At 62.1% G+C, this 26,590-nt stretch carries 20 protein-coding genes and 1 pseudogene; 10 read left to right on the top strand and 11 right to left on the bottom strand.

The genetic code is table 11. The features are described 5' to 3' along the window. Window positions 1-5 precede the first annotated feature (5 nt). Genes ACZ445_RS02105 through ACZ445_RS02070 form a run of 8 tightly spaced genes read left to right on the top strand, consistent with a single transcriptional unit; the run spans window position 6 to window position 6,505 of the window. Complete coding sequence (locus ACZ445_RS02105) at window positions 6-1,253, top strand: NAD(P)/FAD-dependent oxidoreductase (protein WP_063611809.1); 1,248 nt, start codon at window positions 6-8, stop codon at window positions 1,251-1,253. Continuing rightward, window positions 1,250-1,984: a class I SAM-dependent methyltransferase gene (locus ACZ445_RS02100; RefSeq protein WP_058423651.1), complete on the top strand. Its 735-nt coding sequence runs from the start codon at window positions 1,250-1,252 to the stop codon at window positions 1,982-1,984. Before ACZ445_RS02105 ends, ACZ445_RS02100 begins: the two co-directional genes overlap by 4 nt. Then, window positions 1,981-2,463: a hypothetical protein gene (locus tag ACZ445_RS02095; protein WP_058423652.1), complete on the top strand. Its 483-nt coding sequence runs from the start codon at window positions 1,981-1,983 to the stop codon at window positions 2,461-2,463. The genes ACZ445_RS02100 and ACZ445_RS02095 overlap by 4 nt, the downstream gene beginning before the upstream one ends. Further along, window positions 2,460-3,626: a beta-ketoacyl-[acyl-carrier-protein] synthase family protein gene (locus tag ACZ445_RS02090; protein WP_058423653.1), complete on the top strand. Its 1,167-nt coding sequence runs from the start codon at window positions 2,460-2,462 to the stop codon at window positions 3,624-3,626. The genes ACZ445_RS02095 and ACZ445_RS02090 overlap by 4 nt, the downstream gene beginning before the upstream one ends. Beyond that, on the top strand, window positions 3,623-4,084 hold the full coding sequence (locus ACZ445_RS02085) for a hotdog family protein (RefSeq protein ID WP_058423654.1): 462 nt from the start codon (window positions 3,623-3,625) through the stop codon (window positions 4,082-4,084). The genes ACZ445_RS02090 and ACZ445_RS02085 overlap by 4 nt, the downstream gene beginning before the upstream one ends. Further along, a complete protein-coding gene (gene fabG / locus ACZ445_RS02080; RefSeq protein WP_058423655.1) occupies window positions 4,081-4,809 on the top strand; it encodes a 3-oxoacyl-ACP reductase FabG in 729 nt (242 codons plus the stop codon). The genes ACZ445_RS02085 and fabG overlap by 4 nt, the downstream gene beginning before the upstream one ends. Beyond that, window positions 4,809-6,035, top strand: a complete 1,227-nt coding sequence (locus ACZ445_RS02075) for a beta-ketoacyl-ACP synthase (protein ID WP_058423656.1) — start codon at window positions 4,809-4,811, stop codon at window positions 6,033-6,035. Before fabG ends, ACZ445_RS02075 begins: the two co-directional genes overlap by 1 nt. Before the next feature lie 26 nt (window positions 6,036-6,061). After that, window positions 6,062-6,505: a hypothetical protein gene (locus ACZ445_RS02070; protein ID WP_058423657.1), complete on the top strand. Its 444-nt coding sequence runs from the start codon at window positions 6,062-6,064 to the stop codon at window positions 6,503-6,505. 354 nt (window positions 6,506-6,859) lie between these two features. Here the strand turns inward: ACZ445_RS02070 and ACZ445_RS02065 are convergent, their stop codons facing one another. Beyond that, complete coding sequence (locus ACZ445_RS02065; protein WP_058423658.1) at window positions 6,860-7,753, bottom strand: LysR family transcriptional regulator; 894 nt, start codon at window positions 7,751-7,753, stop codon at window positions 6,860-6,862. Between the two features lie 172 nt (window positions 7,754-7,925). Here ACZ445_RS02065 and ACZ445_RS02060 point away from each other — a divergent pair, with 172 nt between their 5' ends. Continuing rightward, window positions 7,926-9,152 (top strand): MFS transporter, encoded by a 1,227-nt coding sequence (locus ACZ445_RS02060; RefSeq protein ID WP_205347665.1) that lies wholly within the window; start codon window positions 7,926-7,928, stop codon window positions 9,150-9,152. Window positions 9,153-9,271: 119 nt separating this feature from the next. On the opposite strand, the gene hemE is transcribed toward ACZ445_RS02060, so the two are convergent. The 10 genes and pseudogenes from hemE to pilM all read right to left on the bottom strand — a co-directional run bounded on the left by hemE (window position 9,272) and on the right by pilM (window position 23,710). Continuing rightward, window positions 9,272-10,339, bottom strand: coding sequence for a uroporphyrinogen decarboxylase (hemE, locus tag ACZ445_RS02055; protein ID WP_058423659.1), 1,068 nt, complete (start codon window positions 10,337-10,339; stop codon window positions 9,272-9,274). A 243-nt stretch (window positions 10,340-10,582) separates the two neighbouring features. Then, window positions 10,583-12,001, bottom strand: coding sequence for an FAD-dependent oxidoreductase (locus tag ACZ445_RS02050; protein WP_310863231.1), 1,419 nt, complete (start codon window positions 11,999-12,001; stop codon window positions 10,583-10,585). A gap of 32 nt (window positions 12,002-12,033) precedes the next feature. Beyond that, window positions 12,034-16,479: a glutamate synthase large subunit gene (gene gltB, locus ACZ445_RS02045; RefSeq protein WP_058423661.1), complete on the bottom strand. Its 4,446-nt coding sequence runs from the start codon at window positions 16,477-16,479 to the stop codon at window positions 12,034-12,036. A 349-nt stretch (window positions 16,480-16,828) separates the two neighbouring features. Continuing rightward, window positions 16,829-18,388, bottom strand: a complete 1,560-nt coding sequence (locus ACZ445_RS02040; protein ID WP_058423662.1) for an SPOR domain-containing protein — start codon at window positions 18,386-18,388, stop codon at window positions 16,829-16,831. 10 nt (window positions 18,389-18,398) lie between these two features. Continuing rightward, window positions 18,399-19,499, bottom strand: coding sequence for a 3-dehydroquinate synthase (aroB, locus tag ACZ445_RS02035; RefSeq protein WP_058423663.1), 1,101 nt, complete (start codon window positions 19,497-19,499; stop codon window positions 18,399-18,401). A gap of 125 nt (window positions 19,500-19,624) precedes the next feature. Further along, window positions 19,625-20,143: a shikimate kinase AroK gene (gene aroK / locus ACZ445_RS02030; RefSeq protein WP_003171222.1), complete on the bottom strand. Its 519-nt coding sequence runs from the start codon at window positions 20,141-20,143 to the stop codon at window positions 19,625-19,627. A 4-nt stretch (window positions 20,144-20,147) separates the two neighbouring features. After that, window positions 20,148-21,404 (bottom strand): annotated as a pseudogene (locus tag ACZ445_RS02025) (type IV pilus secretin PilQ); the annotation flags it as partial. A gap of 139 nt (window positions 21,405-21,543) precedes the next feature. Continuing rightward, complete coding sequence (locus tag ACZ445_RS02020) at window positions 21,544-22,509, bottom strand: pilus assembly protein PilP (RefSeq protein ID WP_179029689.1); 966 nt, start codon at window positions 22,507-22,509, stop codon at window positions 21,544-21,546. Beyond that, window positions 22,506-23,060 carry a PilN domain-containing protein gene (locus ACZ445_RS02015; RefSeq protein WP_464707956.1) on the bottom strand — a complete coding sequence of 185 codons (555 nt, stop codon included), beginning with the start codon at window positions 23,058-23,060 and terminating at the stop codon, window positions 22,506-22,508. Before ACZ445_RS02015 ends, ACZ445_RS02020 begins: the two co-directional genes overlap by 4 nt. After that, window positions 23,057-23,710: a type IV pilus biogenesis protein PilM gene (gene pilM, locus ACZ445_RS02010; protein WP_179029688.1), complete on the bottom strand. Its 654-nt coding sequence runs from the start codon at window positions 23,708-23,710 to the stop codon at window positions 23,057-23,059. Before pilM ends, ACZ445_RS02015 begins: the two co-directional genes overlap by 4 nt. Window positions 23,711-23,930: 220 nt before the next feature. On the opposite strand from pilM, the gene ACZ445_RS02005 reads away from it, so the two are divergent. Further along, window positions 23,931-26,390, top strand: coding sequence for a penicillin-binding protein 1A (locus ACZ445_RS02005; protein WP_464694111.1), 2,460 nt, complete (start codon window positions 23,931-23,933; stop codon window positions 26,388-26,390). Window positions 26,391-26,590: the final 200 nt, after the last annotated feature.

The following is a 26,590-nucleotide window of genomic DNA, read 5'->3' as shown; positions in this document are numbered from 1 at the left end:
CCCTCGTGCCCACAGTTGAAATGGAACGTCGCCAGGTGGTGGTGATCGGTGCCGGTCCATCCGGGGCCATCGCCGCCGCGCTGTTAAAGCGCAAAGGGCATGATGTATTGATCATCGAGCGCCAGCATTTCCCACGGTTCTCGATTGGCGAAAGCCTGCTGTCGCACTGCATCGACTTCATTGAAGAAGCCGGCATGCTCGACGCCGTGCAGGCGGCGGGCTTCCAGGTGAAGACCGGCGCCGCGTTCGCCTGGGGCGAGCGCTACAGCGCGTTTGATTTCGGCGACACCTTCAGCAACGGCAAACCGACCACCTTCCAGGTGCAGCGCGGCGAGTTCGACAAGTTGCTGGCCGATCAGGCCGCCAAGCAAGGCGTGGAGATTCGCTACGGCGAAACCATCGTCGGCGTGGACTTCAAGGGCGAGTCGCGCTACCTGCACGTACGCCGCGAGAACGGCAGCGAATACCACCTCAAGGCCAAGTTCGTGCTCGATGCCAGCGGCTACGGCCGGGTATTGCCGCGCCTGCTGGAGCTGGATCTGCCGTCGGACTTTCCGGTGCGCCAGGCGGTGTTCACCCACATCGAAGATCGCATCGAACACCTGGGCTTCGACCGCACCAAGATCCTGGTGACCACACACCCTACGAAACGCGATATCTGGTTCTGGACCATCCCGTTCAGCAACGGCCGCTGCTCGGTGGGCGTGGTCGCCGCCAAGCCGCATTTCGACGGTCGCGATGCTGACCTCGACGCCTGCCTGCGCGGCTTCATCGATGAAACCCCAAGCTTGGCCGGTGTGCTGCAAAACGCCGTCTGGGATACGCCGGCGCGGACCATCGGCGGCTATGCGGCCAACGTCAAAGCCCTGCACGGTCCGGGCTTCGCTTTGCTGGGTAACGCAGCGGAATTCCTCGACCCGGTGTTCTCTTCGGGTGTGACCATCGCCATGCGTTCGGCGAGCATGGCAGCCGGCGTGCTGCATCGTCAGCTCAACGGCGAAACCGTCGACTGGCAGACCGAATTTGCCGAACCGTTAAAGCGCGGTGTCGATACCTTCCGCTGCTACGTCGCAGGCTGGTACGCCGGGACGTTCCAGGATGTGATCTTCCATCCGGGCAGTTCGCCGGAGATTCGCCGGATGATCGCTTCGATCCTCGCCGGTTATGCGTGGGATGAGCGCAACCCGTTTGTGAGTGAGCCCAAGCGACGCTTGCGGATGTTGTCGGAAATTTGTGCAGGGGATGCGGCGTGAGCAGTCAGTATTTGAGTAAGAACTACGTCGAAGAGACCCGGTTCGGCTTCTGGTTCCTGCGCAGTCACACCTGGCAGCACCATGTGTTGCGCGTAGCGATCAATGACCTGCGCGGCCTGTTCACCGAGCCGCTGCCGCAGGCGCCGGTGCTGCTGGACGCCGGTTGCGGCCAGGGCAAATCCTTCAAGCTGTTGCAGCAGGTGTTCGCCCCGAAGCGCCTGATCGGTCTTGACGCGGACCTGCACAGCCTGGAACTGAGCCGTGCAGAAGCGGCGCGCCAGGGCTTGGCCATCGAGCTGATCGGCAGTGACTGCGCCACCCTGCAGGTGCCGGACAACAGCGTGGACATCCTGTTCTGCCACCAGACCTTCCATCACCTGGTTGAGCAGCATCGCGCACTCAAGGAGTTCTACCGCGTGCTCAAGCCGGGCGGTTACCTGCTGTTTGCCGAGTCCACCGAAGCCTATATCGACACCTGGGTGATCCGCTGGCTGTTCCGTCACCCGATGCATGTGCAGAAAAGCGCCGAAGAATACCTGGAGATGCTCCGCGAACAAGGCTTTGAGTTCGGCCCGCAAAACGTTTCGTACCCATACCTGTGGTGGAGCCGCGCCAGTGACTTCGGCCTGCTGGAACGCTGGGGGCTGCGCAAGGCACCGCCGGTGGGCCAGCGTGAAGAAACCCTGGTCAACTGCGTGGCACGCAAACCTTTGGCGAGTACCGCTCCATGATGCGCTGGCTGTTGATCGGTTGCCTGTTGATGCTGAGCGCCTGCGCCAGCCAGGCGCCGTTGCCCGAGAAAATCCCGGCCCTGGCCTTGCCGCTGCAACTGCATGTGCAACGCCTGGCTGACGGCAAGAGCCAGGACTGGCTGTTGGTGATCCAGCGCGAAGGCGGCGGCATTCGCTGGTCGATGATGGACCCGCTGGGCATCCCCCAGGCCCGGCAAAAGCTGATCGATGGCGAATGGCAAGCCGATGGCTTGCTGCCGCCCAATCCCCAGGCGCGCGAGCTGTTCGCCGCGCTGTTGTTTGCACTGACCTCGGCGGATGACGTGCGTGCGCTGTACCCCAGCGCGCAGGCGATGGATTTGACACGCACCCTGCCGGGTCATTGGCAGATTGTGTACCAGTCGTCCGAGGTATTCAGCGTGAACATGACTGGCCAGCCCTTGAGCTACCGCATCACGCCGCTAGGAGCGGCACGATGAGCGCCTACCTCAACGCGCTCGGCGTGATCTGCGCCCTCGGCCGTGGCCAGGCCGAGGTCAGCCGCCGCCTGTTTGCCGGTGACTGCTCCGGCATGCGCGCCGAGAGTGGCTGGGTGCCGGAACGCATGTTGCCGGTGGCCGGGGTGCGCGGCGAGCTGGCAACCATACCCACCGAGTTGGGCCAGCAAAGCAGCCGCAATAACCAGTTGCTGCTGGAAGCGGCGTTGCAGATCGAGGGCGAGCTCCGCCAGGCGATCCGCACCTACGGCGCCTCACGGGTTGGCATTGTGCTCGGCACCAGCACCTCGGGCATCGACGAAGCCAGTCGCGGTATTGCTCATTACTTGCGCGACCACCACTTCCCCAGCGATTACGACTACCAGCAGCAGGAACTCAGCGCCCCGGCGAACTTCCTCGCCGACTGGCTGCAACTGAGCGGCCCGGCCTATGTGATCTCCACCGCCTGCACCTCCAGCGCCCGCGCACTGATGAGCGCCCAGCGCCTGCTGGACCTGGGCATGTGCGACGCGGTGATCTGCGGCGGCGTCGACAGCCTGTGCAAGCTGACACTTAACGGCTTCAGCTCGTTGGAAGCCGTATCGAACGAGCGCTGCAACCCGTTTTCGGTGAACCGCAACGGCATCAACATCGGCGAAGCAGCCGTGCTGTTCCTGATGAGCAAGGCGCCCGCCCCCATCGCCCTGCTGGGCAGCGGCGCCAGTTGCGATGCGCACCATATCTCCGCGCCCGAACCCACCGGCAAAGGTGCGTTGCAGGCGATGCGCAAGGCCCTGGCCAGTGCGAAATTGCAGCCCGAGCAGATCGGCTACCTGAACCTGCACGGCACCGCCACCCAGCATAACGATGCGATGGAAAGCCTGGCCGTCGCCAGCCTGTTCCCCCACGGCGTGCCTTGCTCATCGACCAAACCCATGAGCGGGCATACCCTGGGTGCTGCCGGTGCGCTGGAAGCGGCGTTCTGCTGGTTGAGCCTGGTCCACCACCGGGTGCCACCGCACGTCTGGGACGGCCAGGCCGACCCGGCACTGCCCGCCTTGCACTGGGCGCAAGCCGCAGAGGCCCTGGAAAAACGCTGCCTGATGAGCAACTCGTTTGCCTTCGGCGGTAATAACGTCAGCCTGATTATTGGAGAGGCCCCATGATCGATTGGCCACTCGCTGAACTGCTGCCCCATGCGGGCGACATGATCCTGATCGACCAGGTGCTGTCGTTCGATGAAGAACAGATCCAAACCCGCACCACGGTCAAGCCCGGCGGCCTGTTCAACCGCACTGACGGCAGCCTGCCGGCCTGGGTCGGCATCGAGTTGATGGCGCAGAGCGTCGCCGCCTACGCCGGTTGCCACGCGCGCCAGAAAGGTGAAGCGGTGGCACTGGGCTTCCTGCTTGGCACACGCAAGTTCGAGTGCAACGTGGAGCACTTTCCGGCAGGCGCCGAGCTGAGCATCCACGGCCTGCGTTCCCTGGAAGACGACAATGGCATGGGTGTGTTCGAATGCCACCTGACCAGTGAAGGTATCCAGGCCAGCGCCCGCTTGAATGTATTTCGACCGCCCCAGGCGGCCAATTATTTAGATGAATCGAAGGACGTAACGCCATGACTGAATCCGTACTGGTCACCGGCTCCAGCCGTGGCATCGGCCGCGCCATTGCACTGCGCCTGGCCCAGGCCGGGCATGACCTCGTGCTGCACTGCCGCAGCGGGCGTAGCGACGCCGATGCGGTGCAGGCCGAGGTTGAAGCGCTGGGCCGCAAGGCGCGGGTGCTGCAGTTCGACGTGGCGGATCGTGCGCTGTGCAAGCAAATTCTCGAGGCCGATGTGGAGCAACATGGCGCCTATTACGGCGTGGTGCTCAACGCCGGCCTGACCCGTGACGGCGCGTTCCCGGCCCTGTCGGAGGACGACTGGGACGTGGTGATGCGCACCAACCTCGACGGTTTCTACAACGTGCTGCACCCGGTGATGATGCCAATGATTCGTCGTCGTGCGGCCGGGCGCATCGTGTGCATCACGTCGGTTTCCGGTTTGATCGGCAACCGTGGCCAGGTCAACTACAGCGCGTCCAAAGCCGGTCTGATTGGCGCGGCCAAGGCCCTGGCCATCGAGCTGGGCAAGCGCAAGATCACCGTCAACTGCGTCGCCCCCGGCTTGATCGACACGGCGATGCTGGATGAAAACGTGCCAGTGGAAGAATTGATGAAAATGATCCCGGCGCAGCGCATGGGCACGCCGGAAGAAGTGGCTGGTGCGGTGAACTTTCTGATGTCGGCCGAAGCCGGCTACATCACGCGCCAGGTCCTGGCCGTGAATGGAGGTTTGTGCTGATGAAGCGCGTCGTCGTCACCGGCATGGCCGGCATGACCTCCCTGGGCAGCGATTGGGCGACCATTTCGGCCAACTTCCGCGCCAACCGCAGCGGCATCCGGCGCATGGACGAGTGGGACCGCTTTACCGAACTGAACACGCGCCTGGCCGGGCCGATCGACGATTTCGTCGTGCCTGCCCATTGGACGCGCAAGCAACTGCGCAGCATGGGTCGTGTGTCGCGCCTGGCGGTGTGGGCCGCAGAGCAGGCGTTACAGGACGCCGGTTTGCTCGGCGACGAGTCGATCAAGGACGGGCGCATGGGCGTGGCCTGCGGCTCGTCCACCGGCAGCACCGACGAGATCAAGGCATTCGGCAATATGCTGCTGAACTCGGTGGCCGAGGGACTGAATGCCAACTCCTACGTGCGCATGATGCCGCACACTACGGCGGCGAATATCAGCATCTTCTTTGGCCTGACCGGGCGGCTCATCCCCACTTCCAGCGCCTGCACCAGTGGCAGCCAGGGCATCGGCTATGCCTATGAGGCAATCAAGTTTGGCCGCCTGCCGTTGATGCTCGCCGGCGGCGCCGAAGAACTGTGCCCAACCGAGGCCATGGTGTTCGACGCGCTCTACGCCACCAGCCTGAAGAACGACGCCCCACAAACCAGCCCACGCCCCTATGACAGTGGCCGCGATGGCCTGGTGATCGGTGAAGGCGGCGGCATGCTGGTGCTCGAAGAACTGGAACATGCGCTGGCGCGCGGTGCGCATATCCATGCCGAGATTGTCGGCTTCGGCAGCAACGCCGACGGCCAGCACACCACCCGCCCGGAGCAGAAAACCATGCGCCGCGCCATGGAGCTGGCCCTGGAAGATGCCGGGCTTGAGCCGTCCGCGATCGGCTACGTGAACGGGCATGGCACTGCCACCGACCAAGGCGACATCGCTGAAACCCTGGCCACCAGCAGCCTGTTCGGCAGCCGCATGCCCATCAGTTCGCAGAAGAGTTTCCTCGGCCATACCCTCGGCGCGTGTGGCGCGTTGGAGTCGTGGTTCAGCATCGAGATGATGAACCGCGACCAGTACGTGCACACCTTCAACCTGGATTCGGTAGACCCGCAATGCGGCGAGCTGGATTACCTGCAAGGTGAGTTCCGCGAGATGCACCACGACTACGTGATGAACAACAACTTTGCCTTTGGCGGCGTCAACACCTCGCTGATCTTCCGCCGCTGGTCCTGACTTTTTAATCGATTGGAGAAAACGGAATGTCTTCCTTGTTACGCGTCACCTTGATCACCCTGGCCCTGCTGGTCACCGCCGGTTGCACCAGCAAGCCGATCCTCAACACCCAGCACGACCTGCCGGCCAACGCCCAGGTCAGCGAAGAAAAAATGAAAATGGTGATCGTCAACGCCCTGCAAAAACGCGAATGGACGGTACAACGCCTGAGCCCGCAACTGGTGCAGGCCGAGATCAATGTGCGTAACCAGTACTACGCCGCCATCGACATCCGCTACACCCGCAACAGCTACGCCATCACCTACCGCGACAGCCGCGAACTGGGCTACAAGGATGGGAAGATCCATCGCAACTACAACCGTTGGGTGAACAATCTGGATAGCGACATCATGGCGGGCTTGCGCAGCAATGGCGTGAATGAGGCAGGGTCGGCGGCGCAGTTGTTTGAGCAAACCGGCACCACCAAGTAAAACGAATTCAGGCTCTACAGAAACGACAAAGGGCGCCATTCGGCGCCCTCTTCACAAACAGGTTGGCTTGTCATCGCCGCTTCCTGCCTGGCTCTGCGATGGCTGGTTGCCCAGGATCCTCAGAGTCTCACAAGCCCCTTTCAGGAACTTGGGGCAGTATGCCTGAAAACAGCCTTCCGACAACCCGTGGCAAAGTGCCGATTTGACGACTAACGCAGTACCTGTGGCGAGCGGGCTGTTGTGGTGAGCGGGCTTGCCCCGCGCTGGAGTGCGAAGCGCTCCCAAGATCTTTGGGGCCGCTACGCAGCCCAACGCGAGCAAGCTCGCTCGCCACATCAACTTGCTTGCCGGAGGTTATTGGGCAGCCTTACGCGTCAACAACTCCACAAACGCCCTCGCCATCGGTGTCTGCACACCTCTGCGCTGTACCAGCCACACCGCCGTCATCGCCTCCTGATCCAACAACGTGCGATACACCACCCCATCGATCCTTATCCGCTGGTACGACGCCGGCAGCACCGACACTCCCAGCCCCGCCGCCACCAGGCCGATGATAGTCATCGCCTCGCCCGCCTCCTGGGCGAAGTGCGGGCTGAAACCCGCGTCACGGCACAGGTTCAGCAACTGCGCATAGAGACCACTGCCATAGGTGCGCGGGAAAAACACAAACGGTTCGTCCGCCAACTGCGCCAGGTGCAAGCCACGTTCACTGCCGTGCACCAACGGATGCCCCGCGTTCAACACTGCGACCAGGGGTTCGCGCATCAACTCGACCACGCTCAAGGAATCCGGCAACGGCAGTGGCCGCATCAAGCCCACTTGGATCGACTCATCCACCAGCGACTCGGCCACCTCAGTACTGCTCATCTCCTGCAGGTTCAGATGCACCGCCGGGAACGCCTGACGAAACGCGAAAATCGCCTGGGGAATACTGGAGTTGAACGGTGCCGACGAGGTGAAACCAATCTTCAATTCGCCCAGTTCACCCAACTGCGCCCGGCGCGCCACATCCGCCGCCTTGTCGACCTGCGCCAGTACCAACCGCGCCTCTTGCAGGAACAGCCGCCCGGCCTCGCTCAGCTCGACCCGACGATTGGTGCGCTCAAACAAGCGTGCCCCGACCTCCTGCTCCAGCGCCTGGATCTGCTGGCTCAACGGCGGCTGCGAGATGCCCAACACCTGCGCGGCCCGGCCGAAATGCAGTTCTTCGGCGACGGCGATGAAGTACCGCAAGTGACGCAATTCCATGCAAGCCTCATTAGGTCGTTAAAGCTATCAAACAGGTCGAACAATATATTGGAAAGAATCATTAGGGAGCTATATTCTTTTTTGCATTGCCGGTCCCGGCAGGCTCTTCCTCCCCGAGGTCCCCGTGAAAGCTGCTGTCGCTCCACTCGCTCAAGAAGTCCCGCCCACTGCCTTGGATGAGGTGGTGGCCCAGCTCAACGATGCGTACATCGAAAAAGGCACGCCGATGTTCATGCGTACAGTGCTGGCACTGTTCTCCGGCGGTTTCGCCACTTTTGCGCTGCTGTATTGCGTGCAGCCGATGATGCCAGCGCTGTCCCTCGAATTTTCCATCAACGCGGCGCAAAGCAGCCTGATCCTGTCGGTGGCCACGGCGATGCTGGCGTTCGGCTTGCTGATCACCGGGCCGATTTCCGACCGGCTGGGGCGCAAGCCGGTGATGGTGTCCGCGCTGTTCTGCGCCGCATTGGCCACCATCGCCAGTGGCCTGATGCCGACCTGGGAAGGCATCCTGTTGATGCGCGCGCTGGTGGGCCTGTCGCTAAGCGGCCTGGCCGCCGTGGCCATGACCTACCTGAGCGAAGAGATCCACCCGCAGCACATTGGCCTGGCCATGGGCCTGTACATCGGCGGCAACGCCATCGGCGGTATGAGCGGGCGCCTGATCATCGGCGTGTTGATCGACTTCGTCAGCTGGCACACCGCAATGCTGATCATCGGTGCCCTGGCGCTGATCGCCGCCACGGTATTCTGGAAAATCCTCCCCGAATCGCGCAACTTCCGCGCCACCAGCCTCAAGCCGCGCAGCCTGGTGGACGGCTTTGTCATGCACTTCAAGGACGCAGGCCTGCCCTGGCTGTTCCTCGAAGCCTTCCTGTTGATGGGTGCGTTCGTGACAATGTTCAACTACATCGGCTATCGCCTGCTGGCCGATCCGTACGACCTGAGCCAGGCTGTGGTCGGCCTGCTGTCGCTGGTGTACCTCTCGGGCATCTACAGCTCGGCCAAGATCGGCTCCCTGGCCGACCGCCTCGGCCGCCGCCGCGTGCTCTGGGCCACTATCGTGCTGATGCTCGCCGGCATGGCCCTGACCCTGTTCACCCCGCTGTGGCTGGTGGTACCGGGCATGCTGATCTTCACCTTCGGCTTCTTCGGCGCCCACTCGGTGGCCAGCAGCTGGATCGGCCGTCGCGCGGTCAAGGCCAAGGGGCAGGCGTCATCGCTGTACCTGTTCTGCTACTACGTGGGGTCGAGTATTGCGGGGACGGCGGGCGGATTCTTCTGGCACTTCGCCGGGTGGAACGGGATCGGCGCGTTTATCGTGGCGCTGTTGATTGGCGCGCTGCTGGTGGCGTTGAAGCTGGCGAAGTTGCCGCCGTTGGGGCAAGCGAAGGCCTGAGTTTCTCTGGCTTTTAATGTGGGAGGGGGCTACACCCCGATGAGGGTAGATCAGTCATAGTCGTACTGACTGGTACACCGCCATCGGGGGCAAGCCCCCTCCCACATTTGTTTTGCGTGTTATTCGTGATACTGCGCCGACAACTCATGCACCGCGCGCAGGAATGCGCCAGCGTGCTCCGGGTTCACTTCCGGAGTAATCCCATGACCGAGGTTGAACACATGCCCGGTGCCCTTGCCGTAGCTGGCCAGTATGCGGCCGACTTCGGTGCGGATCGCTTCCGGCTTGGCGTACAGCACGGTCGGGTCCATGTTGCCTTGCAGCGCGACCTGGCCGCCAACGCGACGGCGAGCTTCACCAATATCGCAAGTCCAGTCCAGGCCCAGTGCATCGGCACCGGCATCGGCGATGCTTTCCAGCCACAGGCCGCCACCTTTGGTGAACAGGATCACCGGTACCTTGCGGCCTTCGTGTTCGCGGATCAGGCCGCTGACGATCTTGCGCATGTAGGCCAGGGAGAACTCCTGGTACGCCGCCGCCGAGAGGTTGCCGCCCCAGGTGTCGAAGATCTGCACGGCTTGCGCACCGGCCATGATCTGGCCGTTGAGGTAGGACGTGACCGACTGCGCCAGCTTGTCCAGCAGCAAGTGCATGGCTTGCGGGTTGTCGTAGAGCATGGCTTTGGTCTTGCGGAAGTCTTTCGACGAGCCGCCTTCGACCATGTAGGTGGCCAGGGTCCAGGGGCTGCCGGAGAAGCCGATCAGCGGCACGCGGCCGTTAAGCTCGCGGCGGATGGTGCTGACGGCGTCCATCACGTAACCGAGGTCTTTGTGTGGGTCTGGAATCGGCAGGGCTTCGATATCGGCCAGGGTGCTGACGACTTTCTTGAAACGCGGGCCTTCGCCGGTTTCGAAGTACAGGCCCTGGCCCATGGCATCAGGAATGGTGAGGATGTCGGAAAAAAGGATGGCCGCGTCCAGTTGTGGGTAGCGGTCCAGCGGCTGCAGGGTGACTTCGCAGGCGAACTCCGGGTTCATGCACAGGCTCATGAAATCGCCGGCGTTGGCGCGACTGGCGCGATATTCCGGCAGGTAGCGACCGGCTTGGCGCATCATCCACACAGGGGTGACGTCCACGGGTTGCTTGAGCAGGGCACGAAGGAAACGGTCGTTCTTGAGGGCAGTCATGTCGGCATCCGCAAAAAAAGTGCGGGCATTTTCTCAGAGCCAGACGCAAAAGGCACGGTATGAGCCGTGCCTTTTGTCTATCGGGTCAATTTGTCGCGGTAGCTTGAACACACCGCAAAACAAATGTGGGAGGGGGCTTGCCCCCGATTGCAGTGGTTCAGTCCCAGTATCTTTGACTGATACACCGCTATCGGGGGCAAGCCCCCTCCCACATTTTGATCGCATTTCAACCTGGGATCGGGATTAGACGTTCAGGTAATCCAGGATCCCTTCGGCGGCATTACGCCCTTCGAAGATCGCCGTCACCACCAGGTCAGAACCGCGCACCATGTCGCCACCGGCGAAGACTTTCGGGTTGCTGGTCTGGTGCTTGTACTGGCCTTGTTCCGGGGCCACGACGCGGCCCTGGCTGTCGGTCTGGATCTGGAACTGCTCAAACCACGGCGCCGGGCTTGGGCGGAAGCCGAAGGCGATGACCACGGCGTCGGCCGGGATGATCTCTTCGGAACCCGGGATCGGCTCGGGGCTGCGACGGCCACGGGCGTCCGGTTCGCCGAGACGGGTCTCGACCACCTTCACGCCTTCGACGCGGTCTTCACCGACGATGGCAATCGGCTGGCGGTTGTAGAGGAATTTCACGCCTTCTTCCTTGGCGTTCTTCACCTCTTTGCGCGAGCCCGGCATGTTGGCTTCGTCACGACGATAGGCACAGGTCACCGACTTGGCGCCCTGGCGGATCGAGGTGCGGTTGCAGTCCATCGCGGTGTCACCACCGCCGAGTACCACGACCTTCTTGCCTTTCATGTCGACGAAGTCTTCCGGCGACTTTTCAAAGCCCAGGTTGCGGTTGACGTTGGCGATCAGGAAGTCGAGCGCGTCGTACACGCCCGGCAGGTCCTCACCGGCAAAGCCACCCTTCATGTAGGTGTAGGTGCCCATGCCCATGAACACGGCATCGTATTCTTCGAGCAGTTGCTCCATGGTGATGTCCTTGCCGATTTCGGTATTGAGGCGGAACTCGATACCCATGCCGGTGAACACTTCACGACGGTTGCTCAGGACGGTTTTTTCCAGCTTGAACTCGGGGATGCCGAAGGTCAGCAGGCCGCCGATTTCCGGGTTCTTGTCGAACACCACCGGGGTCACGCCGCCACGCACCAATACGTCGGCACAGCCCAGGCCGGCAGGGCCGGCACCGATGATCGCGACGCGCTTGCCGGTCGGCTTGACCTTGGACATGTCCGGGCGCCAGCCCATGGCGAACGCGGTGTCGGTGATGTACTTCTCCACCGAACCGATGGTCACCGCGCCGAAGCCGTCGTTGAGGGTGCAGGCACCCTCGCACAGACGGTCTTGCGGGCACACCCGACCGCAGACTTCCGGCAGGGTGTTGGTCTGGTGCGACAGCTCGGCGGCGGCGAGGATGTTGCCCTCAGCCACCAATTTGAGCCAGTTGGGAATGAAGTTGTGCACCGGGCACTTCCATTCGCAATACGGGTTACCACACCCCAGGCAACGGTGGGCCTGGTCGGCCGAGTGCTGGGGTTTGAAGGGCTCGTAGATTTCCACGAACTCTTTCTTGCGTTGACGCAACAGTTTCTTCTTCGGATCTTTGCGCCCGACATCGATGAACTGGAAGTCGTTATTCAGACGTTCAGCCATGTTAAAACCTCATCAAACTCTTCAGGCGCATATCACTGCGGGTTGGCACGGATGCTGGAAAGCAACGATTTCAGGTTGGCAGCCTTGGGCTTGACCAGCCAGAAACGACGCAGGTAATCATCGAGGTTTTCGGCGAGGTTACGACCCCATTCGCTGCCGGTTTCCTCGACGTACTCGTCCAGCACGTGCTGCAAGTGGTTCCGGTAGGACTCCATGGCTTCGCCGCTGATCCGCTGGATCTCGACCAACTCGTGGTTGACCTTGTCGACGAAGGTGTTGTCCTGGTCGAGCACGTAGGCGAAACCGCCGGTCATGCCCGAACCGAAGTTGTAACCGGTCTTGCCCAGTACCGCGACAAAGCCCCCGGTCATGTACTCGCAGCAGTGATCGCCAGTGCCTTCCACCACGGTGTGGGCACCGGAGTTGCGCACGGCGAAACGCTCACCGGCGGTACCGGCGGCGAACAGCTTGCCACCGGTGGCGCCGTACAAGCAGGTGTTGCCGATGATGGCGCTGTCCTGGGTCTTGTACACGCTGCCTTTAGGCGGAACGATCACCAGCTTGCCGCCGGTCATGCCCTTGCCCACGTAGTCGTTGGCGTCGCCTTCCAGGTACATGTGCAGCCCGCCGGCGTTCCACACGCCGAAGCTCTGGCCCGCGGTGCCCTTGAAGCGGAAGGTGATGGGCGCTTTGGCCATGCCCTGGTTGCCGTGCTTGCGCGCGATTTCGCCGGAGATGCGTGCACCGATGGAACGGTCGCAGTTGCAGATATCCAGGGCGAATTCGCCACCGCTGGCGTCGTTGATCGAGGAACCGGCCATGTCGACCATCCTCTCGGCCAGCAAGCCCTTGTCGAACGGCGGGTTGCGGTCCACGCCGCAGAACTGCGGTTTGTCGGCCGGGATGTGATCGCTGCCCAACAGCGGCGTCAGGTCCAGGTGATTCTGCTTGGCGGTCTGGCCTTCGAGGATTTCCAGCAGATCGGTACGGCCGATCAACTCTTCCAGCGAACGCACGCCCAGCTTGGCCAGCCACTCACGGGTCTCTTCGGCGACGTAGGTGAAGAAATTCACCACCATGTCGACGGTGCCGATGTAGTGATCCTTGCGCAGCTTCTCGTTCTGAGTGGCGACGCCGGTGGCGCAGTTGTTCAGGTGGCAGATGCGCAGGTATTTGCAGCCCAGGGCGATCATCGGCGCAGTACCGAAGCCGAAGCTTTCGGCGCCAAGGATCGCGGCCTTGATCACGTCGAGGCCGGTTTTCAGGCCGCCGTCGGTCTGCACCCGCACCTTGCCACGCAGGTCGTTGCCGCGCAGGGTCTGGTGGGTTTCGGCCAGGCCGAGTTCCCACGGCGCACCGGCGTACTTGATGGAGGTCAGCGGCGAAGCGCCGGTGCCGCCGTCGTAGCCGGAGATGGTGATCAGGTCGGCATAGGCCTTGGCCACACCAGCGGCGATAGTGCCCACGCCGGCTTCTGCCACCAGCTTCACCGAGACCAGCGCCTGCGGGTTGACTTGTTTCAGGTCGAAAATCAGCTGCGACAAGTCTTCGATCGAATAGATATCGTGGTGCGGCGGCGGCGAGATCAGGGTCACGCCCGGCACTGCGTAACGCAGCTTGGCGATCAAACCGTTGACCTTGCCGCCTGGCAGTTGGCCGCCTTCACCCGGCTTGGCGCCCTGGGCGACCTTGATCTGCAGCACTTCGGCGTTGACCAGGTACTCCGGGGTCACGCCGAAACGGCCGGTGGCCACCTGCTTGATTTTCGAGCTCTTGATGGTGCCGTAGCGCGCCGGGTCTTCACCACCTTCGCCGGAGTTGGAACGCGCACCCAGGCGGTTCATGGCTTCGGCCAGGGCTTCGTGAGCCTCAGGCGACAAGGCGCCCAGGGAAATACCGGCGGAGTCGAAGCGTTTGAGGATCGACTCCAGCGGCTCGACTTCGCTGATGTCCATCGGCGTGTCCAGGGTCTTCACCTTGAACAGGTCGCGGATCATCGACACCGGGCGGTTATCCACCAGCGAGGTGTATTGCTTGAACTTGGCGTAGTCGCCCTGCTGCACGGCGGCTTGCAGGGTGTTGACCACGTCCGGGTTGTACGCGTGGTATTCGCCACCGTGCACGAACTTCAGCAGGCCGCCTTGCTGGATCGGCTTGCGCGCGCTCCAGGCTTCGGCTGCCAGGGCTTTCTGCTCGGCTTCGATGTCGACAAAACGCGCGCCCTTGATACGGCTCGGGACGCCACGGAAGCTCAGCTCGCAAACTTCTTCGGACAGGCCGATGGCTTCGAACAGTTGCGCACCGCGATAGGACGTGACGGTGGAGATGCCCATCTTCGACAGGATCTTCAGCAGGCCCTTGGTGATGCCCTTACGGTAGTTCTTGAACACCTCATAGAGGTCGCCCAGTACTTCACCGGTACGGATCAGGTCACCCAGCACTTCGTACGCAAGGAACGGGTACACCGCCGAGGCGCCGAAGCCGATCAACACCGCAAAGTGGTGCGGGTCGCGGGCGGTGGCGGTTTCCACAAGGATGTTGGAGTCGCAGCGCAGGCCTTTTTCGGTCAGGCGGTGGTGCACTGCGCCAGTCGCCAGCGAGGCGTGGATCGGCAGCTTGCCCGGCGCGATGTGGCGGTCGGTCAGTACGATCTGGGTACGACCGGCGCGCACGGCTTCTTCGGCCTGGTCGGCAACGTTACGCACTGCGGCTTCAAGGCCGAGGCTTTCGTCGTAGTTCAGGTCGATGATCTGGCGGTCGAAGCCTGGACGCTCCAGGGTCATCAACGAGCGCCACTTGGCCGGAGACACGACCGGCGAGCTGAGGATCACACGAGAGGCGTGCTCAGGCGATTCCTGGAAGATGTTGCGCTCGGCACCGAGGCACACTTCCAGGGACATCACGATGGCTTCGCGCAGCGGGTCGATCGGTGGATTGGTCACCTGGGCGAACTGCTGGCGGAAATAGTCGTACGGCGTGCGCACGCGCTGGGACAGCACGGCCATCGGCGTGTCGTCGCCCATGGAGCCGACCGCCTCGTAACCCTGTTCGCCAAGCGGACGCAGCACCTGGTCGCGCTCTTCGAACGTGACCTGGTACATCTTCATGTACTGCTTGAGCTGGTCGACGTCGTAGAACGCCGAACCGTGGTCGTTGTCTTCCATCGTTGCCTGGATGCGCAGGGCGTTCTTGCGCAGCCATTGCTTGTACGGATGACGCGACTTCAAGCGGTTGTCGATGGCGTCGGTGTCGAGGATCTGCCCGGTTTCGGTGTCCACGGCCAGGATCTGGCCCGGGCCCACGCGGCCTTTGGCGATGACGTCTTCGGGTTTGTAGTCCCACACGCCGATTTCCGACGCGAGGGTGATGAAACCGTTGGTGGTAGTGACCCAACGCGCCGGGCGCAGACCGTTACGGTCGAGCAGGCAGACCGCGTAGCGGCCGTCGGTCATCACGACACCGGCCGGGCCGTCCCACGGCTCCATGTGCATCGAGTTGTACTCGTAGAATGCACGCAGGTCCGGGTCCATGGTCTCGACGTTCTGCCACGCTGGCGGAATGATCATGCGCACGCCACGGAACAGGTCGATGCCACCGGTGACCATCAGTTCGAGCATGTTGTCCATGCTGGAGGAGTCGGAACCCACGCGGTTAACCAGCGGGCCGAGCTCTTCCAGGTCCATCAGGTCGTTGGCGAACTTGGTGCGACGGGCCACGGCCCAGTTGCGGTTGCCGGTGATGGTGTTGATCTCGCCGTTGTGGGCGAGGAAGCGGAACGGCTGGGCCAACGGCCATTTCGGCAGGGTGTTGGTGGAGAAGCGCTGGTGGAACACGCAGATTGCGGTTTGCAGGCGCTCATCGCTCAGGTCCGGATAGAAGGCGGTGAGGTCCGCCGGCATCATCAGGCCTTTATAAATGATGGTCTTGTGGGAAAAGCTGCAGATGTAGTGGTCGGTGTCAGCGGCGTTGGCCACGGACGAGCGACGACGCGACGTGAACAGCTTGATCGCCATGTCCTGGTCGCTCAGGCCATCGCCTGCGATAAACACTTGCTCGATCTGTGGCAGACGCTCCAGGGCCAGGCGGCCGAGTACGCTGGTGTCGATCGGCACTTTGCGCCAGCCGACGAGTTGCAGGCCGGCAGCCAGGATCTCGCGGTTCATGTTCTCGCGAGCGGCTTCGGCTTTGACCGGGTCCTGGTTGAAGAACACCATGCCCACGGCGTACTGCTTGGGCAGGTCGACCGCAAATTGCTCTTTTGCGACAGCGCGCAGGAACAGGTCGGGCTTTTGAATCAGCAAGCCGCAACCGTCACCGGTCTTGCCGTCGGCGTTGATCCCACCGCGGTGGGTCATGCAGGTCAGGGCCTCGATGGCCGTTTGCAGAAGGGTATGACTGGGCTCGCCCTGCATATGGGCTATCAGGCCGAAACCGCAGTTATCCTTGAATTCATCGGGTTGGTACAGACCTGCTTTCATAGACACTTTCTCACCAGGCTGCCTCTTATTTCGAGGCAAATTTCTTTTCAATTCAACCGGTTACCTTCCACGCCGAACGTACGCCGGCTTAGCGGGGGCAAAAGGGAGGTCATTGTACACACCGACACAGACGCCCACAAATTTAGCGACGAAATGTCGCAAATCTATGTCGCATTTATGAAAGGTTTAAAGCGATATGCTGTGCTAGTCAAAACTTTTTTAATTCTGACCGCTACGACTCAAAAGCCACTGTGACGCAGACACCACAAAGCGCGCGGCCTTCAGGGCTGCACGCTGTTGTAGTTTTTTGAGGTGCCGGGAGGGCGGCCTGGGTAAGGCCGCCTGATCTTCAGCGAGTTGTTGCGAGTTCTTGTTGAACGCTGGCAACAGTGCGAGGCCAAGGTTTACCAGCCTGAACCTTCGCTGGCAAGGCCTTGATGGCAGAATCAGCCGCTGCACGGCTGGAAAAACTGCCATAGGTGATCACGTAGAGAGGCTTGCCGTTGAGCACTTTCTTGAAATAACGGTACTCGCCGCCCTGCTCTTTCACGAACGCTTGGGCGTTGGCTTCGGAGCTGGTGCCGAGGATCTGCACCACGAAGTTGCCCGAAGGCTGGCTGCCATACCAACCGCTACCCGCGGCACCGGCCTTGGCAACGGTGGCAGCTGGTTTTTCAGCGGGCTTGGCGGCCGGGGCTGGTGCTGGCTTGGCGGCTGGCGCAGGCGCGACCGGCTTGGTCACGGGCGCAGGCTTGGCGGTTGCAACAGTCGGTGCCGGCGTTGGTTTTGCCGCTGGCTGACCGGCTGGCACGCCAGCAGGCGGCGCAGTGGTCGTGACGGTCGGCGGTGTGGCGCTGGAACCTTCCACCGGCACGCCGTCGTCGCCTTCGGAAATGCCACCGGCTTCTTCGGCGAGCGGGCCACGCATGACAGGCTGGCCGACCATCGGCAGGTTGGTCGGCTGGCCGGAATTGGCGAACTCAACATTTGGCGTGGGTTTGCCCAGTGGCAATTGCGCCTGCTCGGTTGGCGCACCGGCGGTGGTCGGCGCCTTGCTGCGACCCGGAATCAACCAGGCGGCGGCAACAGCGACCACAACAACGGCGGAAATAGCCAATACGTGTTTCTTAGGCATAGTGAACCCCATCTTTGGACGCTTGACCGCGGTGCGGCTGGCAATCATGGCTTCGATCATGGCATCGCGGGCAACCTGGTTGATGGTGCCAGGCCAGCCGTCGGAGCTTTCGTGAATATCAGAGATCTGTTGAGCGGAGAAAAGTTCGATACCCGCCCCTGCACCTTCCAGGCGTTGAGCCAGGTATTCGCGGGTTTCCTCCTCTTCGTACGGCTGCAGTTCGATGACGTGGAACAGCTCCTGATCACCGCTGATCTGCTCCAGGTCGGCGATCAGCGACGACTCACCGAACAGGAATACATGCGGACGGCCTTCCGGCGTGCCCGCCGCCAGCGCCAGCAGCGCTTCGAGGGCGGATTCGTCGAGCTGCTCGGCATCATCCACCAGCAGGTAGACTTCCTGGCCGGTCAGGCCCAGCTGCACCACCTGCTTGAGGATCGCGTTAGGCTCGGCAGTGGCCACGTCCAGCGCCTGGGCAACCTGGCGCAGGACACCCGCTGCATCACCGGCACCACGGGCGGATACCACCACACTCTGGACCGACTGCTTGTTGGTGCTGGCCACCAGGGCCTGGCGCAGCAGGGTCTTGCCGCTGCCCAACGGGCCGGTCACGACCAGCAGCAACTGGCTGTAGCGCGCGAGGTGGTGCAGTTGGCCGAGCACTGGCTTGCGCTGGGCCGGGAAAAATTTGAAACCAGGCACCCGTGGAGCAAAAGGGTCGTGGCTTAACTGGTAATGGCCGAGGAACGCCTCGTCGGCATGCAAACTAGTCATCGGGATCTTATTAACCTTTAAGCTGGGCCAGGGCGCGGTAATCCGCTCCCAGCGTGGCCTGTAAAATCTCTTTCGGATAATCGTCGGTCACCACCGCTTCGCCCATGTGGCGCAGCAGCACCAGTCGCAGTCGACCGTCGATCACTTTCTTGTCTATTGCCATATGTTCGAGGAAATCTGCCTCGGTCATCTCTTCAGGCGGAATCACCGGCAAACCGGCGCGCTGGAACAGGCGAATGCCACGGTCACGCTCCTGGGCGCTGATCCAGCCCAGGCGCTGCGACATGTCCAATGCCATCACTGTGCCAGCCGCCACGGCCTCGCCATGCAACCACACACCATAGCCCATGTGGGTTTCGATCGCATGGCCGAAGGTGTGGCCCAGGTTCAAGGTGGCCCGTACGCCGGACTCCCGCTCGTCGGCGTTCACCACCAGCGCCTTGGCGGCGCAAGAGCGGGAAATAGCTTCGGTGAGTGCCGCCTGGTCGAGATTGCGCAGGGCGTCCACATGCTCTTCCAGCCAGGTCAGGAACGGTTCGTCGCAGATCAGCCCGTACTTGATGACTTCCGCCAGGCCCGCCGACAGCTCGCGCGGCGGCAAGGTGTTGAGGGTCGCGGTGTCGATCAGCACGGCTTGCGGCTGGTAGAACGCGCCAACCATGTTCTTGCCCAGCGGGTGGTTGATGCCGGTCTTGCCGCCCACCGACGAATCGACCTGGGACAGCAGGGTGGTTGGCACCTGGATAAAGTCCACGCCACGCTGGTAGCAGGCCGCTGCAAAGCCGGCCATGTCGCCGATCACACCGCCGCCCAGGGCGATCACGGTGGTGCGGCGGTCATGGCGTGCAGTCAGCAGGCCATCAAAGATCAGTTGCAGGGTTTCCCAGTTCTTGTGGGCCTCGCCGTCGGGCAGGATCACAGAAATAACGGAGTACGCCGCGAGGCTGCGGCTCAGACGCTCAAGATACAGCGGCGCGACCGTTTCATTGGAGATGATCGCCACTTGCCGCCCGGCAATATGCGGTGCGAGCAACTCGGGCTGGTCCAGCAGACCTTCGCCAATATGGATCGGGTAGCTGCGCTCGCCTAGATCGACCTTAAGTGTCTGCATGTGTCCCCGCGTTGAAGATGTATTGACGACCGGCAACGTCAAACGCTGACGTCGCCTGATGGCTCTACGCCACACCTTGGGAGGTGTTGGCGCGCCGCCGAGAATAGCGCATTTCGGGCCTGGCTTTAACGGGGTGGCAGCCGTTGCAGGCGCTCAAGAATGTCGAGGACCACCATCCGGGGTGGCCGCTCATCGGTTTCTACCACCAGATCGGCAATTTCCCGATACAGCGGATCTCGCAGCGCCAGCAGATCCCGCAGGGTTTTCTCCGGGTTGGCCGTACGCAGCAACGGGCGATTGCGATCACGGGCGGTGCGACCCACTTGCTGCTCGACCGACGCATGCAGGTAGACCACCCGACCACCGGCATGCAGCGCGCGGCGGTTCTCGTCACGCATCACCGCGCCACCACCTGTCGCCAATACCACGCCATCGCAGCCGCACAGCTCGGCGATCATCGCCTGCTCGCGGTCACGAAAGCCCAGTTCGCCTTCCTTATCGAAGATCCATGGGATATTGGCGCCCGTGCGCAATTCAATTTCCTTGTCGGAATCTTTGAACGGCAGGCGCAGCTCTTTGGCCAGCAAACGGCCGATGGTGCTTTTTCCAGCCCCCATCGGTCCTACAAGAATCAAATTTCGCACAGAATCAACGACTCACAGCAATCGCCTGGTTATTCATAATACGCGGAGTCAGGAATACCAGCAGCTCGGATTTTTTCTCCGCCAGCACATCGCGCCGGAAAAGGCGGCCAAGATACGGCACATCGCCCAAAAATGGCACTTTATCTACCACTTTGCTTTGGGTATTGGAGAAAACCCCGCCGATGACGATGGTCTCGCCATCCTTGACCAGCACCTTGGCGTTGACCTCGTTTTTCTTGATCGGCGGCACATCGTTGAGTTTGTTCAGGTAGTCGGGCTCATCCTTGGTGACTTTCACCTCCATGATCACGCGGTCGTCAGGCGTGATTTGCGGGGTGACCTCCAGCGACAGCGAGGCTTCCTTGAACGACACCGAGGTGGCGCCGCTGGAGCTGGATTCCTGGTAGGGAATCTCGGTGCCCTTGAGGATGCGTGCGGTTTCCTTGTCGGACGTGACCACCTTGGGTTGCGAGACAATTTCGCCGTTGCCGGTTTTCTCCATGGCAGTGAGCTCCAGGTCCAGCAGCAGGTTGTCGGTGATAAAGGCGATGCCCAGGCCCGATGAGCCGGTGAGTGACCCCAAGTCCACAAATGGTGAACTCGGTGGGTTTTCCGGCGGCTCCGCGCCCTCAGCCAGAGGTTTCGGAATGCCACCGGCGCCCCAGTTGCCGCGAGTGAGCCGCCCACCCCAGCGTGCGCCCAGGCTTTTGTCGTAATCGACATTGGCCTCGACAATCCGCGCCTCGATCATGACCTGACGCACCGGCACATCCAGCTGCGCCACGATCCTGCGCAGCTCCTCCAGCCGCTCGCCAGTCTGATAGGCAATGATGTTGTTGGTACGATCATCCACCGCCACCGAGCCCCGCTCATCGATGACGCCCTCAAGGCCCGTGACTGACTGGAACAACTTGGCCAGGTCCGCCGCCTTGGCGTAATTGACCTGCAACAGCTCCCGACGCAACGGCGCCAGTTCGGCCATTTGCTTGCGCGACTCCAGGGTCAGCAGCTCACGCGCGGCCAACTCCTCGGCCGGCGCGACCAGCAATACACCGGCCTTTACCCGCTTATCCAGGCCCTTGGCTTGCAGTACCAAGTCTAACGCTTGATCCCAGGGCACATCCTTGAGGCGCAGGGTAATCGAGCCCTGCACATCGTCGCTGGCAACCAGATTGAGGCCCGCCACATCGGCAATCTGTTGCAGCGCGGTGCGCAGCTCGATGCTCTGGAAGTTGAGGTTCAGCTTGTCACCCGTGTAGGCGCTCGACGTAGTGTTGCCAGGGGGTGGCAACTGGATCAGGTCTACACGATTGGGCACAGCAACAGCCATCGGCGCCGTGAACGCTATCCATAGCGCCACACCGAAGGACGAGAAAATCCTTTTCATTGATTCGATTCCGTTATGAGTTGACGTTTAACACCAGGGTTCGCGGGCGCTCCAGCCATGCCCCCTGACCATCGGGAAACAGCTCGACCAGCTCTAAGTAACGCTCATCGATGGCCGTGACCCGGCCATGGTCCGGCCCCAGGTAGTCACCGACCGCCAGGCGATGCACCGTGGAGGCCGCACGCAACAAGGCGAAGACCTGCGACCCGCGGGACAGCGTGCCGACCATTTCGAACTGGTCCAGCGCAAGGCTTTCCAGGGCTGCGCGTGGCCGGGCGAGATCTGGCGCACGGGCTGGCCGCCCAGGCAGGTGATCGACCTGAACGGCAACCCGCTGAAAAGGGTCGCGCAGCCCGGAAGCCTCGTAGACAAAGGATTGTCGTTGGCGGGCCTGACCACCTCCCCCACCGCCCGGCAGCCAATAGCTCTTGACCAGTAGATCAAGGCGCAGCAGCTTGCCATCCCGTCGCAGGACAACATCATGCACCGTCGCAATTCGCGCCAGCCCCCCCAAGCTACTCAGGAACGTCGCCAGGTCGTGGTAAGCCCCTGCCACGCCGACCTGTACCGGCTGCTCGTGATAGTACGGCTGAGACTGTTCGTCCGATGGCGTGACACTCTCGACCACCAGACCATTGGCCACTGCCAAGTGCGCGATGTCTTCCAGCAAGCCGGGCATTTCGGATTTCCCCGGCAACGCGCGGAAAAGCTCATCCGCTTTCGCCTGCATTAATTGGAACTGCTGCACGCGCGCCTCAAGGCTGGCAGCCAGGGCCGTCTTTTGAGCGACTTGCTGTTGCAGGGCCACTTCCCGCACCTCGACCTGGCTTAGCCGCTGCCGCGACGGGCTCAGGTAAACAAGGTCACCCACCACAAATATCAGGCTCGCCAGCGCACAGCCCAACAGGGCCTTGCCAGGTAGGGGCCATTTTGCAGCGTTGTGAGTGAGTGCAGAAAGATTGAGCCTCAACGGGCTCAAGGTTGCGCCTCGGCGGGCTCGCCCTGTCGCACCATCAACTGGAATTCATTGTTGCCGCGCGCACCTTCGGTTCGCACCTGTTGCAACCGCGTGAAATGGGCGCCTTGTGCGGCCTCCAGGCGACGCATCAGTTGGGCGATATCCTGGCTGGATTCAGCACTGCCGCTGATACTCACCGTATCGCCCTTCGCCACGACTTCATGCAGATGGACACCATCGGGTACTGCGCGCGCCAACTGATCCAACAATTGGGCACCGGACGAGCGGGAGTCGTGCAGGTCCTGCACAACCTTCATGCGCTGTGCCAACTGCTGGCTTTGCTCCTGCAGGTCGTCGATGGTCTTGATGCGCGAATCAAGGCCGGTGATTTGCTTGCCCAGATGGTCATTACGGGTCACTTGCCGGTCAATGGCCTGGTCGATCACCTGGTCCGCCAGCCACACAGCCGCAAGCGCCGCGCAGGCGAACGCCAGCAAACACGCCAGCAGGTACTTGCGTCGCCGCTCCGCCAGCGCCTGGCGCCAAGGCAAAAGGTTGATTCGTGTCTTCAAGCGAAACTCCTCAGGGCCAACCCGCAAGCAATTCCCATCCCGTGGGCGTCCACGGCCCATTGTGCACCATCGACTCGATGGCTCGGCGTGAAGCTGGCGAAATCCTGACTGCAAGCGCGCGCCAATGCAAACGCTTCGACATCGACCACCCTCGGCACCAGCCCGGCCAGCGCCAGAACCGCCTCCCGAGCCTCGACATGCTCCTTCAGGCACGCCGCCAGCAGCACCTCGACACGACCTGGGTCCAGGGCGGTCGGCCCGCGCACTTGAAAGTCGATGGCCACGTCATCCAATGGATAAGGAATGTACTGGTCTGCCTCCATCTGGATCATCCAGGCCATCTCATCGTCACTCAGCCCCGCCTCCATCTCGATCATGCGCGTGATTACCGAAGGCCCGGACACCGCAGCGGCAGCGCAACGGACCGACGACGCCAACCGTGACAATGCACTGCGCAAGGTGCGCCCCACGCCTTCGAGATCCAGGAATGTGCCGTCGACCACCGAGCGTATCGGCAATGCCTGGGTGACGTAGCCGCGAATGTTGTAACCAGAGGTTGAACGGCCCAGCTCCACCAGCCGGATTGCCGTGTCATTGATGTCGACGCCCAGCAAGGTGTCGAGTTTTCCCGTGAAAAATCCTTTTCCCATAAAACTCCCTAAAGCTTTGCCTGTCATACCGCCTGATTGCCGCCGGGCGTCATGCATTCGGTCGACTTGTTGAGCAGGTGCGAATGACGCCCCAAGTCGAAAAATGCTTTAATGCCCAGCGTTTTTTGCCGCTTTTATCTGCAGCTCGGGTCGATCCATCGTTTGCCATGCCAGCCCCGACGCCTAACCCATTCTTTTCTCTGGAAATCCAAAAGCCTTGATTCGTCTGCTGAAGTTTTTCGGGTACTCCATTGTCGCCATCGTTTGCGGGCTGCTGCTCGTGCTCAGCGGGGCCTACCTCTACCTTAGTCCGGGTTTGCCCTCCGTAGAGGCCCTCAGAAGTATCCAGTTGCAGATTCCTTTGCGGGTCTACAGCAGCGATGAAAAACTGATCGCGGAGTTCGGCGAAATGCGCCGCACACCGATCCGTTTTGCCGATATTCCACCCAACTTCATCAGCGCCCTGCTCTCGGCCGAAGACGATAATTTTGCCAACCACTATGGCGTCGACCCCAGCAGCCTGGTGCGTGCGGCCACGCAATTGGTAAAAAGCGGACACATTCAATCCGGCGGCAGCACCATCACCATGCAGGTGGCGAAGAACTTCTTCCTCACCAGCGAGCGCAGCTTTTCGCGCAAGGCCACCGAGATCCTCCTGGCGCTGCAGATCGAACGCCAGTTGACCAAGGATGAGATCCTTGAGCTGTACGTGAACAAGATCTACTTGGGCAACCGCGCCTACGGGATCGAGGCGGCCTCGCAGGTCTACTATGGCAAGTCCATCCGTGACGCCAGCCTGGCGCAGATGGCCATGATCGCCGGCCTGCCCAAGGCGCCGTCACGCTTCAACCCACTGGCCAACCCGGCGCGCAGCAAAGAGCGCCGTGACTGGATCCTGGGGCGCATGTACAAGCTGGGCAAAATCGACCAGGCCGCTTACGAAAGCGCCATCGCCGAGCCGTTAAACGCCAGCTACCACGTACCAACCCCGGAAGTGAATGCGCCGTATATCGCTGAAATGGCGCGTGCCGAGATGGTCGGCCGCTACGGCAGCGAGGCGTATACCGAAGGTTTCCGCGTGACCACCACCGTGCCGAGCGACTTGCAGGACATCGCCAATAATTCGGTGCATTCCGGCCTGATCACCTACGACCAGCGTCACGGCTACCGCGGCCCCGAATCACGCCTGCCGGGCAAGACCCTGAGTGCCTGGACCACCGAACTGGGCAAACAACGTGCGATCAGCGGCCTGGAGCCGGCCATCGTCACCCAGGTGAAGAAAGATGGCGTGCAGGTCCTGACCCGCACCGGCGAAGCCCATGTGGCGTGGGACAGCATGAAATGGGCGCGCCCGTTCCTGAACACCAACAGCATGGGCCCGATGCCCAAGCAACCGTCGGACGTAGCGCAGGTGGGTGACTTGATCCGCGTGCAACGCCAGAAGGACGACAGCCTCAAGTTCAGCCAGGTGCCGTTGGCCCAGGGCGCACTGGTGTCGCTGGACCCACAGAACGGCGCAATCCGCGCCTTGGTCGGTGGTTTCGCGTTCGAGCAGAGCAACTACAACCGCGCGACCCAGGCCAAGCGCCAACCGGGCTCGAGCTTCAAGCCGTTCATCTACAGTGCCGCGCTGGACAACGGCTACACCGCCGCCAGCCTGGTCAACGATGCGCCGATCGTGTTTGTCGACGAGTACCTGGACAAGGTCTGGCGCCCGAAGAACGACACCAACACCTTCCTTGGCCCGATCCGCATCCGTGAAGCGCTGTACAAGTCGCGTAACCTGGTGTCGATCCGCTTGCTGCAGGCAATGGGCGTGGGCAAGACCATCGATTACATGACGCGTTTCGGTTTCGCCAAGTCGGACCTGCCGCCCAACCTGTCCCTGGCGCTAGGCACCGCGACCCTCACGCCGATGGAAATCGCCACCGGCTGGAGCACCTTTGCCAACGGCGGCTACAAGATCACGCCGTACCTGATCGACAAGATCGAAAGCCGCAACGGCGACACCCTGTTCACCGCCAACCCGCCACGCGTGCCAGGCGACGTGGTCAACGGCGTGGCCGCCACCGATGGCCTGGCAGCGCCGAGCAATGGCGGTATCAGCATCGAGCCGACCCCAGGCACGACGCCGGCCGCCAACGGCACCCCGGCTGAGCCACAGGCGCCGGCAGTTGCCGAGCGTATTGTCGACGGCCGTACCACTTATATTCTCAACAGCATCCTGGAAGATGTGATCAAAAAGGGTACCGGCCGCCGCGCCCTGGCGCTGAACCGGCCGGACATCGCCGGCAAGACCGGTACCACCAACGAATCCAAGGACGCCTGGTTCTCCGGCTACAACGCCGACTACGTAACCACCGTGTGGACCGGCTATGACCAGCCGGAAAGCCTGGGCCGCCGCGAGTTCGGTGGCACCGTCGCGCTGCCGATCTGGATGAGCTACATGGGCGCAGCCTTGAAGGACAAGCCGCCGCACACCCAGCCGGAGCCAGAAGGTATCCTCAGCCTGCGCATCGACCCGGTCAGTGGCCGTGCGGCGTCACCAAGCACGCCGAACGCGTACTTCGAACTGTTCAAGAGCGAAGACACGCCGCCATCAGTCAACGAACTGGGCAATGGCGTTGCGCCGGGCAGCCCGCTGCCGGCGGATGAGGCGGCGCCGATCGATCTGTTCTAGTGAGATTTATGGCCTGAAACAGATTCAATGTGGGAGCGGGCTTGCCCGCGATTGTAGTGTGTCAGGCGCCACATGAGCTGATTGATCCATCGCTATCGCGGGCAAGCCCGCTCCCACACTTGGGTCTCCACAAGGCCCAAGTCGCCACAAAAAAGCCCCGACTCGCGAGAGCCGGGGCTTTTTGTGGGTGCGCTACAACG

This window comes from Pseudomonas allii (genome assembly GCF_055380095.1).
This window is presented reverse-complemented; position numbering and strand designations above follow the sequence as displayed.

What these genes read in the sequence shown, in the direction of transcription:
- ACZ445_RS02095 (WP_058423652.1), top strand. Translation starts at nt 1,981, where the DNA reads ATGATGCGCTGGCTGTTGATCGGTTGCCTGTTGATGCTGAGCGCCTGC.
- ACZ445_RS02090 (WP_058423653.1), top strand. Translation starts at nt 2,460, where the DNA reads ATGAGCGCCTACCTCAACGCGCTCGGCGTGATCTGCGCCCTCGGCCGT.
- ACZ445_RS02085 (WP_058423654.1), top strand. Translation starts at nt 3,623, where the DNA reads ATGATCGATTGGCCACTCGCTGAACTGCTGCCCCATGCGGGCGACATG.
- fabG (WP_058423655.1), top strand. Translation starts at nt 4,081, where the DNA reads ATGACTGAATCCGTACTGGTCACCGGCTCCAGCCGTGGCATCGGCCGC.
- ACZ445_RS02075 (WP_058423656.1), top strand. Translation starts at nt 4,809, where the DNA reads ATGAAGCGCGTCGTCGTCACCGGCATGGCCGGCATGACCTCCCTGGGC.
- ACZ445_RS02070 (WP_058423657.1), top strand. Translation starts at nt 6,062, where the DNA reads ATGTCTTCCTTGTTACGCGTCACCTTGATCACCCTGGCCCTGCTGGTC.
- ACZ445_RS02065 (WP_058423658.1), bottom strand. Translation starts at nt 7,753, where the DNA reads ATGGAATTGCGTCACTTGCGGTACTTCATCGCCGTCGCCGAAGAACTG.
- hemE (WP_058423659.1), bottom strand. Translation starts at nt 10,339, where the DNA reads ATGACTGCCCTCAAGAACGACCGTTTCCTTCGTGCCCTGCTCAAGCAA.
- ACZ445_RS02050 (WP_310863231.1), bottom strand. Translation starts at nt 12,001, where the DNA reads ATGGCTGAACGTCTGAATAACGACTTCCAGTTCATCGATGTCGGGCGC.
- gltB (WP_058423661.1), bottom strand. Translation starts at nt 16,479, where the DNA reads ATGAAAGCAGGTCTGTACCAACCCGATGAATTCAAGGATAACTGCGGT.
- ACZ445_RS02040 (WP_058423662.1), bottom strand. Translation starts at nt 18,388, where the DNA reads ATGACTAGTTTGCATGCCGACGAGGCGTTCCTCGGCCATTACCAGTTA.
- aroB (WP_058423663.1), bottom strand. Translation starts at nt 19,499, where the DNA reads ATGCAGACACTTAAGGTCGATCTAGGCGAGCGCAGCTACCCGATCCAT.
- pilM (WP_179029688.1), bottom strand. Translation starts at nt 23,710, where the DNA reads ATGGGAAAAGGATTTTTCACGGGAAAACTCGACACCTTGCTGGGCGTC.